The sequence below is a fragment of the Intrasporangium calvum DSM 43043 genome (assembly GCF_000184685.1).
Lineage (GTDB): Bacteria > Actinomycetota > Actinomycetes > Actinomycetales > Dermatophilaceae > Intrasporangium > Intrasporangium calvum.
On sequence record NC_014830.1, the window covers coordinates 3,059,520 to 3,072,795 of the forward strand.

Below are 13,276 nucleotides of genomic sequence, written 5' to 3' on the forward strand. Positions count from 1 at the left end.
GCGGGTTGACATCAACGGAGGAACCCTTCGTAATGGCGCTGCTGCAGCTGCGCCTCGATCTGCTTGACCGTCTCCAGACCGACACCGACGATGATCAGGATCGAGGTACCACCGAAGGGGAAGTTCTGGTCCGCGCCGATCGCCGCGATGGCGATGAGCGGGATCAGCGAGACGATCGCTAGGTACAGGGCACCCGGCACGGTGATTCGGGTGATGACGTAGTTCAGGTACTCCGCCGTGGGTCGCCCGGCACGGATTCCTGGGATGAAGCCCCCGTACTTCTTCATGTTGTCGGCGACCTCGGTCGGGTTGAACGTGATCGACACGTAGAAGAACGTGAAGAAGATGATGAGCGCCGTGTAGATGATCATGTAGACCGGGTGGTCGCCCTTGGTGAGGTTCGTCTGCACCCACTGGACCCAGAGCGGCGGCGTCTGCGTCGGGTCGGTGTTGAACTGCGCGATCATGCCGGGGAGCGCCATCAGCGACGCCGCGAAGATCACCGGGATGACGTTGGCCATGTTGACCTTGAGCGGGATGTACGTGGAGGTCCCGCCGTACATCCGGCGGCCGACCATCCGCTTGGCGTACTGGACCGGGATGCGCCGCTGCGACTGCTCGACGAAGACCACGGCGGCGATGACGAAGAGACCGAGCAGGATGACGCCGAGGAAGGTGCCCCAGCCCTGGTTGTCCTTGATGGCCCAGAGCGCGCGGGGGAACGATGACGCGATCGAGAGGAAGATCAGCAGCGACATGCCGTTGCCGACGCCACGGTCGGTGATCAGCTCGCCGAGCCACATGATCAGGCCGGTGCCGGCCGTCATGGTGAGCACCATGATGAGGATGGTGACGAACGACGAGTCGACGAGGATGTTGTCGCAGGCCGGGCCGAACAGGGTCGAGGGGTTGCGCGCGAAGGTCACCAGCGTCGAGGACTGCAGGACGGCCAGGCCGATCGTGAGGTAACGCGTGTACTGCGTCATCTTCGTCGTGCCGGCCTGCCCCTCCTTCTTCAGCTCCTCGAAGCGAGGGATGACGACGGTGAGCAGCTGCACGATGATGCTCGCCGTGATGTAGGGCATGATCCCGAGCGCGAAGACGGACAGCTGCAGGAGCGCGCCACCGCTGAAGAGGTTCGCGAGGTTGAGGAACCCGGACGCCGCGTCACCCGAGGCGTCCCGCGACGCGAGGCAGTTCTGCACCAGCGGGTAGCTGACCCCTGGGGTGGGCAGGTGCGAGCCGAGGCGGAACAGCACGATGATGCTCAGGGTGAAGAGCAACTTGTTGCGCAGGTCCGGGGTACGGAACGCGCGAACGAAGGCGGCGAGCACAGGGTCCTCCTGAGGGCCCGACCCGGTGGGGTCGGCTGAAGTCGAGCAATCCGTGGAAGGTTAACGCAAAGGCCCAGCGCCCCGGGCACCGTCCCCGATGGTCGACATCTCATCGACCGCGGATCAGGCGCCCGGGGCGCTGGGTCACACGATGTGCAGGATGGTCACGGGGACCACTCAGTTGTCGGCCAGGGCCTTGACCGAGCCGCCGGCGGCCTCGATCTTCTCCTTGGCGGACGCCGAGACCTTGTGCACCTCGACATCGACCTTGACTGAGATCTCGCCCGTGCCGAGCACCTTGACCGGGTGGCCGTCACGGACGGCACCCTTGGCCACGAGGTCGGCGACCGACACCTGCCCGCCCTCCGGGAAGAGGACCTGCAGGCGGTCCAGGTTCACGACCTGGTACTCGGTGCGGAACGGGTTCTTGAAGCCGCGGAGCTTGGGCAGGCGCATGTGGAGCGGCATCGAGCCGCCCTCGAAACGCTCCGGGACCTGGTAGCGGGCCTTCGTGCCCTTGGTGCCACGTCCGGCGGTCTTGCCCTTGGAGCCCTCACCACGACCCACGCGGGTCTTGGCGGTCTTGGCCCCGGGAGCCGGACGCAGGTGGTGCACCTTGAGGGCGGACTCGCCCTGCTTCTTGGTAGCCATGGTCAGTCAACCTCCTCGACGGTGACCAGGTGGGTCACCGTCTTGACCATCCCGCGGATCTCGGGACGGTCCTCCTTGACGACGATGTCGCCAATGCGCTTCAGACCGAGGCTGCGCAGCGTGTCACGCTGGTTCTGCTTGCCGCCGATCTCGGAACGGATCTGGGTCACCTTGAGCCGCGCCATCACGCACCAGCCTTCTCGGCGGCCTTCTCGGCGAGGCCGGCCGCGCGGGCCCGCAGCATGGCGGCCGGGGCCACCTGCTCGAGGGTCTTGCCGCGACGCGCCGCGACGGACTCGGGGCGCTCGAGGTCACGCAGGGCCTGCGCCGTCGCGTGCACGATGTTGATGGCGTTGTCGGAGCCCAGCGACTTGGAGAGGACGTCGTGGATGCCGGCACACTCCAGCACCGCACGCACCGGACCGCCGGCGATGACACCGGTACCGGGGGCTGCGGGACGGAGCATGACGACCCCAGCGGCCGCCTCACCCTGGACGGGGTGGGGGATGGTGCCCTGGATGCGGGGGACCTTGAAGAAGTTCTTCTTGGCCTCCTCGACGCCCTTGGCGATGGCCGCGGGGACTTCCTTGGCCTTGCCGTAGCCGACGCCCACGGTGCCGTCACCGTCACCGACGACCACGAGGGCCGTGAAGCTGAAGCGACGGCCACCCTTGACGACCTTGGCGACGCGGTTGATCGTCACGACGCGCTCGACGTACTGGCTCTTCTCGGCGTCCCGACCGCCGTCACGGTTGTCACGGCCGCCGCGGCGGTCCTGACGATCGCCGCGCTCGGTGCGCTCGCCGCCACCGGCGGGACCGGTGCCTCGACGCTGCTGTCCGGGCATCAGATGTTCCTCATCTCAACGATTGCATGGTGCGTGGTCACAGGGACAGCCCGCCTTCACGAGCGCCCTCGGCGATCGCCGCGACGCGACCGTGGTACTTGTTGCCCCCGCGGTCGAAGACGACGGCCTCGACCCCGGCGCTCTTGGCGCGGGCCGCGACGAGCTCGCCGACCTTCTTGGCCTTGGCGGTCTTGTCGCCCTCGAACGTGCGCAGGTCCGCCTCCATCGTCGACGCAGACGCGACGGTCTTCCCGACGGTGTCGTCGACGACCTGGACGAACATGTGCCGGCTCGAGCGTGACACCACGAGACGGGGACGGGCCGAGGTGCCGGCGATCTTCTTGCGACCGCGAACCTGGCGCCGGATGCGGGCGGCAGCCTTGGACTTGCCGCGCTTGATGATCATTGCCATGGCTTACTTACCGGCCTTTCCGACCTTGCGACGGATCTGCTCGCCCGCGTAGCGAACGCCCTTGCCCTTGTAGGGGTCGGGCTTGCGCAGCTTGCGGATGTTCGCGGCGACCTCGCCGACACGCTGCTTGTCGATGCCCTGCACCGAGAAGCGCGTCGGGTTCTCGACCGCGAAGCTGATCCCGTCCTCGGCCTTGACGAGGATGGGGTGCGAGTATCCGAGCGAGAACTCGAGGTCCGAGCCCTTCGCGGCGACACGGTAACCCGTGCCGTGGATCTCCAGCTTCTTCTCATAGCCCTCGGTGACACCGAGAACCATGTTGTTGAGGAGCGAGCGGGTCAGGCCGTGCAGCGAGCGCGCCTCGCGCTCGTCGTTCGGGCGCTTGACCTCGATGGCTCCGTCCGTCTGCTCGACGGTGATGGGTGCGGGGACGGTGAGCGACAGCTCACCCTTCGGGCCCTTGACCGTGACGTCCTGACCGCTGAGGGTCACGTCGACACCTGAGGGCACGGTGACAGGGAGTCGTCCGATTCGCGACATGTCAGTGCCTCCTTACCAGACGTAGGCGAGGACTTCCCCACCCACGCCCTTCTCGTGTGCCTGCCTGTCGGTCAGCAGACCGCTCGACGTCGAAAGGATCGCGACGCCGAGGCCGCCGAGAACCTTGGGGAGGTTCGTCGACTTGGCGTAGACGCGCAGACCCGGCTTGCTCACGCGCCGCACCCCGGCGATGGAGCGCTCGCGGTTGGGGCCGTACTTGAGGTCGACGGTCAGCGTCTGGCCGACCTCCGCCTCCTCGATCTTCCAGCCGGCGATGTAGCCCTCGGCCTCGAGAATCTCGGCGATGTTCTTCTTCAGCTTCGAGTACGGCATGGAGACCGTGTCGTGGTGCGCCGAGTTGGCGTTCCGCACACGGGTCAGCATGTCCGCAATCGGGTCAGTCATGGTCATGTGGGCTCTCCGCCCTTCCTCACCGGGGTTTCGACCTGGGCATGGTGCCGGTGGTCGACCTACGGTGTCAGAGGTTTGTTAGGTGGTTGCGTCCCGGTGTTCTGTGTTCTCACCACGCGGGCTTTTCGGGGGAACTCGGGGGCGCAGGCCCGCCAGGGCCGTGAGCCCCCGAGCGTTTACCAGGAGCTCTTGGTCACGCCCGGCAGCTCGCCCGCGTGAGCCATCTCGCGAAGGCAGATGCGGCAGAGGCCGAACTTGCGGTACACCGAGTGCGGACGACCGCACTTCTGGCAGCGGGTGTACGCGCGGACCTTGAACTTCGGCTTCCGGTTCGCCTTGTTGATCAGCGCGGTCTTGGCCATGTCAGTTCTCCTTGAAGGGGAAGCCGAGCGCCTTGAGCAGCGCGCGACCCTCGTCATCGTTGGTCGCCGTGGTGACCACGGTGATGTCCATGCCCCGCACGCGGTCGATCTTGTCCTGGTCGATCTCGTGGAACATCGACTGCTCGGTCAGACCGAACGTGTAGTTGCCGCGGCCGTCGAACTGCTTGGGCGAGAGCCCACGGAAGTCGCGGATGCGCGGGAGGGCGATCGTCACGAGACGGTCGAGGAACTCCCACATGCGGTCCCCACGCAGCGTGGTGTGCGCACCGATGGGCATGCCCTCACGGAGCTTGAACTGGGCGATCGACTTGCGGGCCTTGGTCACGACCGGCTTCTGGCCGGTGATGTTCGTCAGGTCGCGGACCGCACCCTCGATGAGCTTGCTGTCCTTGGCTGCGTCACCGACACCCATGTTGACGACGACCTTGACGACGCCGGGCACCTGCATGACGTTGTCGTAACCGAACTGCTCGAACAGCGCGGACTTGATCTCGTCCTCGTAGCGCTGCTTGAGGCGCGGCTTGGTCAGCACCGCGGCGGTGGCGGTGGTCTCGGTCTCACTCATGATCAGAGGTCCTTGTCCGACTTGACGGCGACCCGGACGCGGGTCGCCTTCTGGCGGCCGTTCCGCTCGACGGTCTCGACCCGCGTCCGGACGCGGGTCGGCTTCTTCGACTCGGGGTCGACGACGGCCACGTTGCTCACGTGGATCGCGGCCTCGGTGTGGGTCAGGCCACCGGTCCGGGTGCCACGAGCCGTCGCACCGGCCTTGATGTGCTTGGTGACGCGGTTGACGCCCTCGACCAGCACGCGCTGGGTCTCGGGGTAGACCGCGATGACCTTGCCCTGCTTTCCCCGGTCGCCGCCGTTCTTCTGGCTGCGCCCGGAGATGACCTGGACCAGGTCACCCTTCTTGATCTTCATCTTCTGCTTCGCCATGTTCACAGCACCTCCGGCGCGAGCGAGATGATCTTCATGAACTTCTTCTCGCGCAGCTCGCGGCCGACGGGGCCGAAGATTCGGGTTCCGCGCGGGTCGCCGTCCGCCTTGAGAATCACCGCGGCGTTCTCGTCGAACTTGATGTAGGAACCGTCAGAGCGACGACGCTCCTTGACCGTGCGGACGATGACCGCCTTGACGACGTCGCCCTTCTTGACGTTGCCACCCGGGATGGCGTCCTTGACGGTGGCGACGATGGTGTCGCCGATGCCGGCGTATCGACGGCCCGACCCACCGAGAACACGGATGCAAAGGAGTTCCTTGGCACCGGTGTTGTCGGCGACGCGCAGTCGCGACTCCTGCTGAATCACTGTCTAACTCCTGTCGTCGTGCTGGTTCTCCCGGCGAAAGAACTGGCGCTCAGCGCCATTTCTTTCGCCGGAAGCCTTGCCGAACCAAATGGAAAACGTTCTGTGTGGGACCAAGCCCAGCGGCATACGCAAGAATCTGCGCGAGGCCACCCACCTGGCTGCCCGACTTTCCGCGCGGCCCCTGCCACGCGGGTTTTCGGGGGGTGCACGGGGGGGCAGGCCCGCCAGGGCCGAACCCCCCGTGGGCTACTTGGCCTTCTCGAGGATCTCGACGACGCGCCAGCGCTTGGTCGCTGAGAGCGGACGCGTCTCCATGATCAGGACGCGGTCGCCGACACCTGCCTCGTTCTTCTCGTCGTGCGCCTTGACCTTGCTCGTCCGACGGATGACCTTCGCGTAGAGGGCGTGCTTGACGCGGTCCTCGACCTCGACGACGACGGTCTTGTCCATCTTGTCGCTCACCACGTAACCCTGGCGGGCCTTGCGGTAGTTGCGCTCGGTGGTCTTCTCGGGGGTCTGCTCACTCATGCCTGGGCCTCCTCGTCAGCCGCCACAGCCGTCTTGGCCGACTTCTTCTCGGCCTTCTTCGCGGCCTTCTCGGCCTTCTTGTCCGACGCCTCGGCCGGGACGGCCTTGGGCGCAGCGGGCGGCGAGCCGATGCCGAGCTCGCGCTCACGCATCTCGGTGTAGATCCGCGCGATGTCCTTCTTGACGGCACGGAGGCGGCCGTGGTTGTCCAGCTGCCCGGTGGCGGACTGGAACCGGAGGTTGAAGAGCTCCTCCTTGGCCTTCTTCAGCTCGTCCGCGAGACGGCCGTCGTCGAGACCACGCAGCTGCTCGGACGCCAGGTCCTTGGTACCAACTGCCATCAGATGTCACCACCTTCACGCTGAACGAAGCGGCACTTCATGGGGAGCTTGTGCATCGCGAGACGCATCGCCTCACGCGCCACCGGCTCGGTCACGCCCGAGAGCTCGAACATGACGCGGCCCGGCTTGACGTTGGCGATCCACCACTCCGGTGAGCCCTTACCGGAACCCATCCGGGTCTCGGCGGGCTTCTTGGTCAGCGGACGGTCGGGGTAGATGTTGATCCACACCTTTCCGCCACGCTTGATGTAACGGGTCATCGCGATACGAGCGGACTCGATCTGACGGTTCGTGACGTAGGCGGGCTCGAGGGCCTGGATGCCGTAGTCGCCGAAGGCGATCGTCGTGCCACCCTTGGCCGCACCGTGGCGGTTGGGGTGGTGCTGCTTGCGGTGCTTGACTCGACGGGGAATCAACATGTCAGGCCTGCTCATTCTCGGTCACGGCCGGGGCTGCAGCCTCGGCGGTCACCGTGGACTCGGGGGCGGCCGTCTCGCGCGGAGCGCCACCCTCGTTGCGGTCACCGCGACGGGCGCGGCTGGGGCGGTTGTCGCCGTCCCGGCGCGGGCCACGCGACGGTCGCGGGGCGGCGGCCTGCTGGGCCGCGAGCTCCTTGGCCGTCATGTCACCCTTGTAGATCCACACCTTGACGCCGATCCGGCCGAACGTCGTACGAGCCTCGTAGAAGCCGTAGTCGATCTGCGCGCGCAGCGTGTGCAGCGGGACGCGTCCCTCGCGGTAGAACTCGGTCCGGCTCATCTCGGCGCCGTTGAGGCGACCGGAGACCTGGACGCGGATGCCCTTGGCCCCGGCGCGCTGCGCGGACTGCATGCCCTTGCGCATCGCACGACGGAAGGAAACTCGGGCCGAGAGCTGCTCGGCGATGCCCTGGGCGACCAGCTGGGAGTCGATCTCGGGGTTCTTGACCTCGAGGATGTTGAGCTGGACCTGCTTGCCCGTGAGCTTCTCGAGCTCGCCGCGGATGCGGTCGGCCTCGGCGCCGCGGCGACCGATGACGATGCCCGGACGCGCCGTGTGGATGTCGACCCGGACCCGGTCACGGGTGCGCTCGATCTCGACCTTGGCGATGCCGGCGCGCTCCATTCCCTTCTCCATGAGGCGACGGATCGCGACGTCTTCCTTCACGTAGTCGCGGTAACGCTGGCCGACCTTCGTCGAGTCAGCGAACCAGTGGCTCCGGTGGTCCGTGGTGATGCCCAGACGGAAGCCATGGGGGTTGACCTTCTGACCCATCAGCGGGCTCCCTTCTTCTCGAGCTGGGACACGATCACGGTGATGTGGCTCGTGCGCTTGTTGATGCGGCCGGCGCGGCCCTGGGCCCGCGGGCGGAACCGCTTCATGGTCGGGCCCTCGTCGACGAACGCGGAGGTGACGACGAGCTCGCGCTCGTCGAACGCGAGCGACTCGCGGTCGGCCCTGAACCGGGCGTTGGCGATGGCGCTCTCGAGCACCTTCTTCACCGGCTCAGAGGCAGCCTGCGGCGCGAAGGTCAGCGTGGTGACGGCCTCCGTGACGGCCTTGCCGCGGATGAGGTCCACGACACGGCGCGCCTTCTGCGGGCTGACCCGGACGTGCCGCGCCGAAGCCTTGGCTTCCATGACAGATTCCTTGGTTGTTCCCGTTGCGGTGGCCATCAGCGACGACGACCCTTCTTGTCGTCCTTCACGTGACCCTTGAAGGTCCGCGTCGGAGCGAACTCGCCGAGCTTGTGGCCGACCATCGACTCGGTGATGAACACCGGGACGTGCTTGCGGCCGTCGTGGACGGCGAAGGTGTGACCGAGCATGTCGGGGCTGATGACCGAACGACGCGACCAGGTCTTGATGACGTTCTTGGTGCCCGCTTCGTTCTGGGCGTCCACCTTCTTCTGAAGGTGGTCGTCGATGAAGGGACCCTTCTTGAGGCTACGAGGCATGTCCAGAGGCTCCTATCAGCGCTTCTTGCCAGTCCGACGGCGACGCACGATGAGCTTGTCGCTTTCCTTGTGTCCCTTGCGGGTGCGGCCCTCGGCCTGGCCCCACGGGCTGACCGGGTGACGTCCACCGGACGTCTTGCCCTCGCCACCACCGTGCGGGTGGTCAACCGGGTTCATCGCGACACCGCGGACGGTCGGGCGCTTGCCCTTCCAGCGCATGCGGCCGGCCTTGCCCCAGTTGATGTTGCTCTGCTCGGCGTTGCCGACCTCGCCGACCGTGGCACGGCAGCGGGCGTCGACGTTGCGGATCTCACCGGACGGCATGCGCAGCTGGGCGTAGGGGCCGTCCTTGGCGACGAGCTGGACACGCGCACCCGCGGAGCGGGCGATCTTCGCACCGCCACCCGGCTTGAGCTCGATCGCGTGGACGACCGTGCCGACCGGGATGTTGCGCAGCGGAAGCGAGTTGCCCGGTTTGATGTCGGCCGCTGGGCCGTTCTCGATCGGGTCGCCCTGCTTGAGCTTGTTCGGCGCGAGGATGTAGCGCTTCTCGCCGTCGGAGTACTGGACGAGCGCGATGCGCGCGGTGCGGTTGGGGTCGTACTCGATGTGAGCGACCTTGGCCGGCACGCCGTCCTTGTCGTGGCGACGGAAGTCGATGACCCGGTAGGCGCGCTTGTGGCCCCCACCGATGTGGCGCGTCGTGATCCGGCCCGCGTTGTTGCGGCCGCCCGTCTTCGTCAGGGGGCGGACGAGGGACTTCTCCGGCGTGGAGCGCGTGATCTCGACGAAGTCGGCGACCGACGAGCCGCGACGGCCCGGTGTGGTCGGCTTGTACTTACGGATACCCATGTTCGTTAGTCCTTAGGATCTTCGTCGTTCTCAGGCGCCCGCACCGAAGATGTCGATCGAACCCTCGCGGAGGGAGACGATCGCACGCTTGGTGTCCTTGCGCTTGCCGATGCCGAAGCGGGTGCGACGAGCCTTGCCCTGACGGTTCAGGGTGTGCACCTTGTCGACCTTGACGTTGAAGATCTGCTCGATGGCGATCTTGATCTCGGTCTTGTTCGCGCGCGGGTCGACGATGAAGGTGTACTTGCCCTCGTCGAGGAGGCCGTACGACTTCTCGGAGACGACCGGTGCGATGAGGATGTCGCGCGGGTCCTTGGCGTGGATGCTCACTTCGAGTCCTCCTGGACAGCAGCCTTGTCCGCCTTGACCGGACCGGCGACGAACGCGTCGAGCGCGGCCTGCGTGAAGACGATGTCGTCAGCGCACAGGACGTCGTACGTGTTCAGCTGGTCGGCCACGAGGACGTGGACGTTCGGCAGGTTGCGGACCGACTTGAAGGCGACCTCGTCGCCGCGCTCGATCACGACGAGCAGGTTGGGCCGGTCGGTCAGTCCGGCGAGGAGCGCGAGCGCGGCCTTCGCCGACGGAGCGTCACCACCGACGATGGAGTCGACCACGTGGATGCGGTCGAAGCGAGCCCGGTCCGACAGGGCCCCGCGCAGGGCGGCGACCTTCATCTTCTTGGGGGTCCGCTGCGAGTAGTCACGCGGCTGCGGGCCGTGGACGACCCCACCGCCGGCGAACTGCGGTGCGCGGGTCGAGCCCTGGCGGGCGCGGCCGGTGCCCTTCTGGCGGTACGGCTTGCGGCCACCGCCGCGCACCTCGCCACGGGTCTTCGTCGAGTGCGTGCCCTGGCGGGCGGCCGCGAGCTGGGCCACCACGACCTGGTGGATCAGCGGGATGTTGGTCTGGACATCGAAGATGTCAGCGGGAAGATTCGGCGTCTTGGTTGCCATGTCGATCATGCACCCTTCGCAGCCGTGCGGATCAGGACGATGCCACCGCGGGGGCCGGGAACGGCACCCTTGATGAGCAGCAGGCCCTTCTCCGCGTCAACGGCGTGGATCTGGAGGTTCTGGGTCGTCTGGCGGACGCCACCCATGCGACCAGCCATGCGCATGCCCCGGAAGACCCGGCCCGGCGTGGCGCAGCCGCCGATGGAGCCCGGCTTGCGGTGGTTGCGGTGGGAGCCGTGCGAGGAGGAGACGCCGGCGAAGCCGTGGCGCTTCATGACACCCGCGAAGCCCTTGCCCTTGGTCGTGCCCGTCGCGTCGACGCGCTGGCCGGCCTCGAAGACGTCGGCCGAGATCTCCTGGCCGAGCTCGTAGTCGGCGGCGTCCGCGGTGCGGAGCTCGACGAGGTGGCGGCGCGGCGTCACGCCGGCCTTCTCGAAGTGGCCGGACATCGGCTGGTTGACCTTGCGCGGGTCGATGGCGCCGAAGGCGATCTGGACGGCGTCGTAGCCGTCGGTCGCACCGTTGCGGACCTGCGTCACGACGCAGGGGCCGGCCTCGACCACGGTCACGGGAACGAGTCGGTTGTCGGCGTCCCAGACCTGGGTCATGCCGAGCTTCTTGCCGAGCAGGCCCTTGAGGGTCCGGTTGGAGGTGGTGGCTGCAACAGTCATCGTGGCCGCCTCAGAGCTTGATCTCGATGTTGACGTCCGCCGGCAGGTCGAGACGCATCAACGAGTCGACGGCCTTGGGCGTCGGGTCGATGATGTCGATGAGACGCTTGTGCGTCCGCATCTCGAAGTGCTCGCGGCTGTCCTTGTACTTGTGCGGCGACCGGATGACGACGAAGACGTTCTTCTCCGTCGGCAGCGGAACCGGGCCCACCACGGTGGCACCGGCACGCGTGACCGTGTCGACAATTTTGCGCGCCGAGTTGTCGATGACCTCGTGGTCATACGACTTCAAGCGGATGCGGATCTTCTGTCCCGCCATCTCCGTTACGTCTCTCTCGCCGTACCTTGCTGACCGGTTCCCTTGGCATCCGACCCCCGAGGTCGGGCGTGTCGCGCCCGCTTCGCGGTGAAAGTCCGCACCGAAGTGCCACTCTCGTTGTGGATGACCCGGCCGAACCGGGTGGCCTGCGCTTCCCTCGGCCTCTCGATCGAGTCCTAGTCACGCCCGGTGGGACAGTGACGAGGGGCGGCGGTGCCGACATGGGTCAGCAACGCGCGACAAGCAACCTGACAAGTGTGCCAGAGGCTTGAACCTCTATCAAATCGAGGCGGCTGGCGCGCGGACGTCTGCTTCCGTGGCGCGCCGTCGGACGACCGCTGCGTATGCCGCTGGGCGCGCTCACGCTCGCCCGGCCTGCTCCCAGCCCGGCGTCCCCGCTGGACGTCAGCGCAGGGGCGCCAGGAAGGCGGAGAGGGCGGCGGCGTACATCGCCGGGTCCTCCGCGCCGCAGAGCTCCCGCGCGCTGTGCATCGACAGCAGGGGCGCCCCGAAGTCGACGGTCGTGGCCCCGGTCAGTGCGGACGTCATCGGTCCGATGGTGGACCCACACGGCAGGTCGGTGCGGATGACGAAGCTCTGCATCGGCACGCCGGCCTGCTCGCACGCGAGCCGGAAGGCGGCTTCGCCGAGCGAGTCGGTCGCATAGCGGAGGTTCGCGTTGACCTTGAGGACGGGACCGCCGTTGACGGCGATCTGGTGGAGCGGCTCGTGCCGGTCGGCGTAGTTCGGGTGGGTCGCGTGGGCCATGTCGCCGCTCGCGATGACGGTCGAGGCCAGGGCCCGCCAGTAGTCCTCCCGGGACCCGCCCGCGGACAGGACGAGGCGCTCGAGAACAGAGGGCAGGAGCGTCGACATCGCGCCCCGCTCGGACGTGCTGCCGATCTCCTCGTGGTCGAAGAGCACCAGCACCGGCACGAGGGCCGGCTCGTCCACCGCCGCCTGGAGCAGCGCCCGCACGCCCGCGTAGGAGGTGGCGAGGTTGTCGAGGCGGGGTGCCGCGACGAGCTCCCGACGACGGCCCAGGCGCCTCGAGGGCTCGACCGGGTGGGTCATCACGTCCCAGCCAAGGATGTCCCCGGCGGGCACGCCGACCTGCTCGCTGAGGTAGCCCCGGAAGTCGCCCGGGGCGTCCCCCAGCCCCCAGAGCGGCTCGAGGTGCAGCTGTCGGTTGAGCGTGAGGCCGTCGTTCTGCTCGCGGTCGAGGTGGATGGCGAGCTGGGCGACCCGCAGCAGCGCGGAGGTGTCGTGGAAGAGCCGCGTCTCGACGCCGCCCCTCCCCTCGCCGCGCACGGTCACCCGACCAGCGAGCCCAAGGTCCCGGTCGAGCCACGAGTTGAGCAGGGGGCCGCCGTAGACCTCGACCCCGAGCGACTGCCAGCCGGCCTTGAGATGGTCCGGGTTGGGTTTGACCCGAAGGTTCGGGCTGTCGGTGTGCGCCCCCACGACGCGGAAGCCGGCAGCGGGACCGAGCCCAGCGGCATCCGCCCCACGGGTGTCCCACGCGATGAGCGAGCCGCCCCTGACGAGGAAGTGGGCCCCCGGCTCGGTCGGGAACGCCTCCGACTCGGAGACCTCGGTGAAGCCCGCCTCGCTGAGCCGGGCCGCCGCCTGACCGCACGCATGGAACGGGGTGGGCGAGGCGTCGACGAAGTCGATCAGGCCCTGGGCTTCGGTCTCGGCGTCGAAGGGGTGTGCCATGGCAGCGACCCTATCCCCCGCGCCAACGGCCGCCTCCCTCGCCTTGTATGCCGCTGAGCCCGCTCC

At 67.6% G+C, this 13,276-nt stretch carries 23 protein-coding genes; all 23 read right to left on the bottom strand.

Features of this window, described 5'->3' with window-relative positions:
- Positions 1-11 precede the first annotated feature (11 nt).
- Positions 12-1,334, bottom strand: coding sequence for a preprotein translocase subunit SecY (gene secY, locus INTCA_RS13825; RefSeq protein ID WP_013493550.1), 1,323 nt, complete (start codon positions 1,332-1,334; stop codon positions 12-14).
- A 177-nt stretch (positions 1,335-1,511) separates the two neighbouring features.
- Positions 1,512-1,985, bottom strand: coding sequence for a 50S ribosomal protein L15 (gene rplO / locus INTCA_RS13830; protein ID WP_013493551.1), 474 nt, complete (start codon positions 1,983-1,985; stop codon positions 1,512-1,514).
- 2 nt (positions 1,986-1,987) lie between these two features.
- Positions 1,988-2,170 (bottom strand): 50S ribosomal protein L30, encoded by a 183-nt coding sequence (gene rpmD, locus INTCA_RS13835; RefSeq protein WP_013493552.1) that lies wholly within the window; start codon positions 2,168-2,170, stop codon positions 1,988-1,990.
- The gene (gene rpsE, locus INTCA_RS13840) at positions 2,170-2,832 is read right to left on the bottom strand and encodes a 30S ribosomal protein S5 (protein ID WP_013493553.1); all 663 of its coding nucleotides are present in this window, start codon (positions 2,830-2,832) and stop codon (positions 2,170-2,172) included. Before rpsE ends, rpmD begins: the two co-directional genes overlap by 1 nt.
- 37 nt (positions 2,833-2,869) lie before the next feature.
- A complete protein-coding gene (gene rplR / locus INTCA_RS13845) occupies positions 2,870-3,244 on the bottom strand; it encodes a 50S ribosomal protein L18 (RefSeq protein ID WP_013493554.1) in 375 nt (124 codons plus the stop codon).
- A 3-nt stretch (positions 3,245-3,247) separates the two neighbouring features.
- Complete coding sequence (gene rplF, locus INTCA_RS13850) at positions 3,248-3,784, bottom strand: 50S ribosomal protein L6 (RefSeq protein WP_013493555.1); 537 nt, start codon at positions 3,782-3,784, stop codon at positions 3,248-3,250.
- Between the two features lie 12 nt (positions 3,785-3,796).
- Complete coding sequence (gene rpsH, locus INTCA_RS13855; RefSeq protein ID WP_013493556.1) at positions 3,797-4,195, bottom strand: 30S ribosomal protein S8; 399 nt, start codon at positions 4,193-4,195, stop codon at positions 3,797-3,799.
- Between the two features lie 176 nt (positions 4,196-4,371).
- Positions 4,372-4,557 (bottom strand): type Z 30S ribosomal protein S14, encoded by a 186-nt coding sequence (locus INTCA_RS13860; protein ID WP_013493557.1) that lies wholly within the window; start codon positions 4,555-4,557, stop codon positions 4,372-4,374.
- A gap of 1 nt (position 4,558) precedes the next feature.
- Positions 4,559-5,143, bottom strand: a complete 585-nt coding sequence (gene rplE, locus INTCA_RS13865) for a 50S ribosomal protein L5 (RefSeq protein WP_013493558.1) — start codon at positions 5,141-5,143, stop codon at positions 4,559-4,561.
- A 2-nt stretch (positions 5,144-5,145) separates the two neighbouring features.
- A complete protein-coding gene (gene rplX / locus INTCA_RS13870; protein WP_013493559.1) occupies positions 5,146-5,517 on the bottom strand; it encodes a 50S ribosomal protein L24 in 372 nt (123 codons plus the stop codon).
- A gap of 2 nt (positions 5,518-5,519) precedes the next feature.
- Positions 5,520-5,888, bottom strand: coding sequence for a 50S ribosomal protein L14 (gene rplN, locus INTCA_RS13875; RefSeq protein WP_013493560.1), 369 nt, complete (start codon positions 5,886-5,888; stop codon positions 5,520-5,522).
- A 246-nt stretch (positions 5,889-6,134) separates the two neighbouring features.
- Positions 6,135-6,416: a 30S ribosomal protein S17 gene (rpsQ, locus tag INTCA_RS13880; RefSeq protein ID WP_013493561.1), complete on the bottom strand. Its 282-nt coding sequence runs from the start codon at positions 6,414-6,416 to the stop codon at positions 6,135-6,137.
- Entirely contained in the window at positions 6,413-6,757 is a 345-nt protein-coding gene (gene rpmC / locus INTCA_RS20495) for a 50S ribosomal protein L29 (RefSeq protein WP_013493562.1), read from the bottom strand. The genes rpsQ and rpmC overlap by 4 nt, the downstream gene beginning before the upstream one ends.
- Positions 6,757-7,176 carry a 50S ribosomal protein L16 gene (rplP, locus tag INTCA_RS13890; RefSeq protein WP_013493563.1) on the bottom strand — a complete coding sequence of 140 codons (420 nt, stop codon included), beginning with the start codon at positions 7,174-7,176 and terminating at the stop codon, positions 6,757-6,759. Before rplP ends, rpmC begins: the two co-directional genes overlap by 1 nt.
- A gap of 1 nt (position 7,177) precedes the next feature.
- Complete coding sequence (gene rpsC / locus INTCA_RS13895; protein WP_013493564.1) at positions 7,178-8,011, bottom strand: 30S ribosomal protein S3; 834 nt, start codon at positions 8,009-8,011, stop codon at positions 7,178-7,180.
- On the bottom strand, positions 8,011-8,376 hold the full coding sequence (rplV, locus tag INTCA_RS13900; protein WP_013493565.1) for a 50S ribosomal protein L22: 366 nt from the start codon (positions 8,374-8,376) through the stop codon (positions 8,011-8,013). The genes rpsC and rplV overlap by 1 nt, the downstream gene beginning before the upstream one ends.
- Positions 8,377-8,411: 35 nt before the next feature.
- On the bottom strand, positions 8,412-8,693 hold the full coding sequence (rpsS, locus tag INTCA_RS13905; protein ID WP_013493566.1) for a 30S ribosomal protein S19: 282 nt from the start codon (positions 8,691-8,693) through the stop codon (positions 8,412-8,414).
- Positions 8,694-8,708: 15 nt separating this feature from the next.
- Positions 8,709-9,545: a 50S ribosomal protein L2 gene (rplB, locus tag INTCA_RS13910; protein WP_013493567.1), complete on the bottom strand. Its 837-nt coding sequence runs from the start codon at positions 9,543-9,545 to the stop codon at positions 8,709-8,711.
- Between the two features lie 30 nt (positions 9,546-9,575).
- On the bottom strand, positions 9,576-9,875 hold the full coding sequence (gene rplW, locus INTCA_RS13915) for a 50S ribosomal protein L23 (RefSeq protein ID WP_013493568.1): 300 nt from the start codon (positions 9,873-9,875) through the stop codon (positions 9,576-9,578).
- Positions 9,872-10,510: a 50S ribosomal protein L4 gene (rplD, locus tag INTCA_RS13920; protein WP_013493569.1), complete on the bottom strand. Its 639-nt coding sequence runs from the start codon at positions 10,508-10,510 to the stop codon at positions 9,872-9,874. The genes rplW and rplD overlap by 4 nt, the downstream gene beginning before the upstream one ends.
- A complete protein-coding gene (gene rplC, locus INTCA_RS13925; protein ID WP_013493570.1) occupies positions 10,507-11,172 on the bottom strand; it encodes a 50S ribosomal protein L3 in 666 nt (221 codons plus the stop codon). Before rplC ends, rplD begins: the two co-directional genes overlap by 4 nt.
- A 10-nt stretch (positions 11,173-11,182) precedes the next feature.
- Positions 11,183-11,491, bottom strand: coding sequence for a 30S ribosomal protein S10 (gene rpsJ / locus INTCA_RS13930; protein ID WP_009775966.1), 309 nt, complete (start codon positions 11,489-11,491; stop codon positions 11,183-11,185).
- A 405-nt stretch (positions 11,492-11,896) separates the two neighbouring features.
- Positions 11,897-13,210 (bottom strand): M18 family aminopeptidase, encoded by a 1,314-nt coding sequence (locus INTCA_RS13935; protein ID WP_013493571.1) that lies wholly within the window; start codon positions 13,208-13,210, stop codon positions 11,897-11,899.
- Positions 13,211-13,276 lie beyond the last annotated feature (66 nt).

Excerpts from the sequence above, each read along its gene's own strand:
- rplP (WP_013493563.1), bottom strand. The coding sequence starts at position 7,176 with ATGTTGATTCCCCGTCGAGTCAAGCACCGCAAGCAGCACCACCCCAAC.
- rplD (WP_013493569.1), bottom strand. The coding sequence starts at position 10,510 with ATGATCGACATGGCAACCAAGACGCCGAATCTTCCCGCTGACATCTTC.
- rpsJ (WP_009775966.1), bottom strand. The coding sequence starts at position 11,491 with ATGGCGGGACAGAAGATCCGCATCCGCTTGAAGTCGTATGACCACGAG.
- rpsQ (WP_013493561.1), bottom strand. The coding sequence starts at position 6,416 with ATGAGTGAGCAGACCCCCGAGAAGACCACCGAGCGCAACTACCGCAAG.
- rplV (WP_013493565.1), bottom strand. The coding sequence starts at position 8,376 with ATGGAAGCCAAGGCTTCGGCGCGGCACGTCCGGGTCAGCCCGCAGAAG.
- rpsC (WP_013493564.1), bottom strand. The coding sequence starts at position 8,011 with ATGGGTCAGAAGGTCAACCCCCATGGCTTCCGTCTGGGCATCACCACG.
- rplO (WP_013493551.1), bottom strand. The coding sequence starts at position 1,985 with ATGGCTACCAAGAAGCAGGGCGAGTCCGCCCTCAAGGTGCACCACCTG.
- rplR (WP_013493554.1), bottom strand. The coding sequence starts at position 3,244 with ATGGCAATGATCATCAAGCGCGGCAAGTCCAAGGCTGCCGCCCGCATC.
- INTCA_RS13935 (WP_013493571.1), bottom strand. The coding sequence starts at position 13,210 with ATGGCACACCCCTTCGACGCCGAGACCGAAGCCCAGGGCCTGATCGAC.
- rpmC (WP_013493562.1), bottom strand. The coding sequence starts at position 6,757 with ATGGCAGTTGGTACCAAGGACCTGGCGTCCGAGCAGCTGCGTGGTCTC.
- rplF (WP_013493555.1), bottom strand. The coding sequence starts at position 3,784 with ATGTCGCGAATCGGACGACTCCCTGTCACCGTGCCCTCAGGTGTCGAC.
- rplB (WP_013493567.1), bottom strand. The coding sequence starts at position 9,545 with ATGGGTATCCGTAAGTACAAGCCGACCACACCGGGCCGTCGCGGCTCG.
- rpsS (WP_013493566.1), bottom strand. The coding sequence starts at position 8,693 with ATGCCTCGTAGCCTCAAGAAGGGTCCCTTCATCGACGACCACCTTCAG.
- rpsE (WP_013493553.1), bottom strand. The coding sequence starts at position 2,832 with ATGCCCGGACAGCAGCGTCGAGGCACCGGTCCCGCCGGTGGCGGCGAG.
- rplE (WP_013493558.1), bottom strand. The coding sequence starts at position 5,143 with ATGAGTGAGACCGAGACCACCGCCACCGCCGCGGTGCTGACCAAGCCG.
- rplC (WP_013493570.1), bottom strand. The coding sequence starts at position 11,172 with ATGACTGTTGCAGCCACCACCTCCAACCGGACCCTCAAGGGCCTGCTC.
- rpmD (WP_013493552.1), bottom strand. The coding sequence starts at position 2,170 with ATGGCGCGGCTCAAGGTGACCCAGATCCGTTCCGAGATCGGCGGCAAG.
- rplX (WP_013493559.1), bottom strand. The coding sequence starts at position 5,517 with ATGGCGAAGCAGAAGATGAAGATCAAGAAGGGTGACCTGGTCCAGGTC.
- rpsH (WP_013493556.1), bottom strand. The coding sequence starts at position 4,195 with ATGACCATGACTGACCCGATTGCGGACATGCTGACCCGTGTGCGGAAC.
- INTCA_RS13860 (WP_013493557.1), bottom strand. The coding sequence starts at position 4,557 with ATGGCCAAGACCGCGCTGATCAACAAGGCGAACCGGAAGCCGAAGTTC.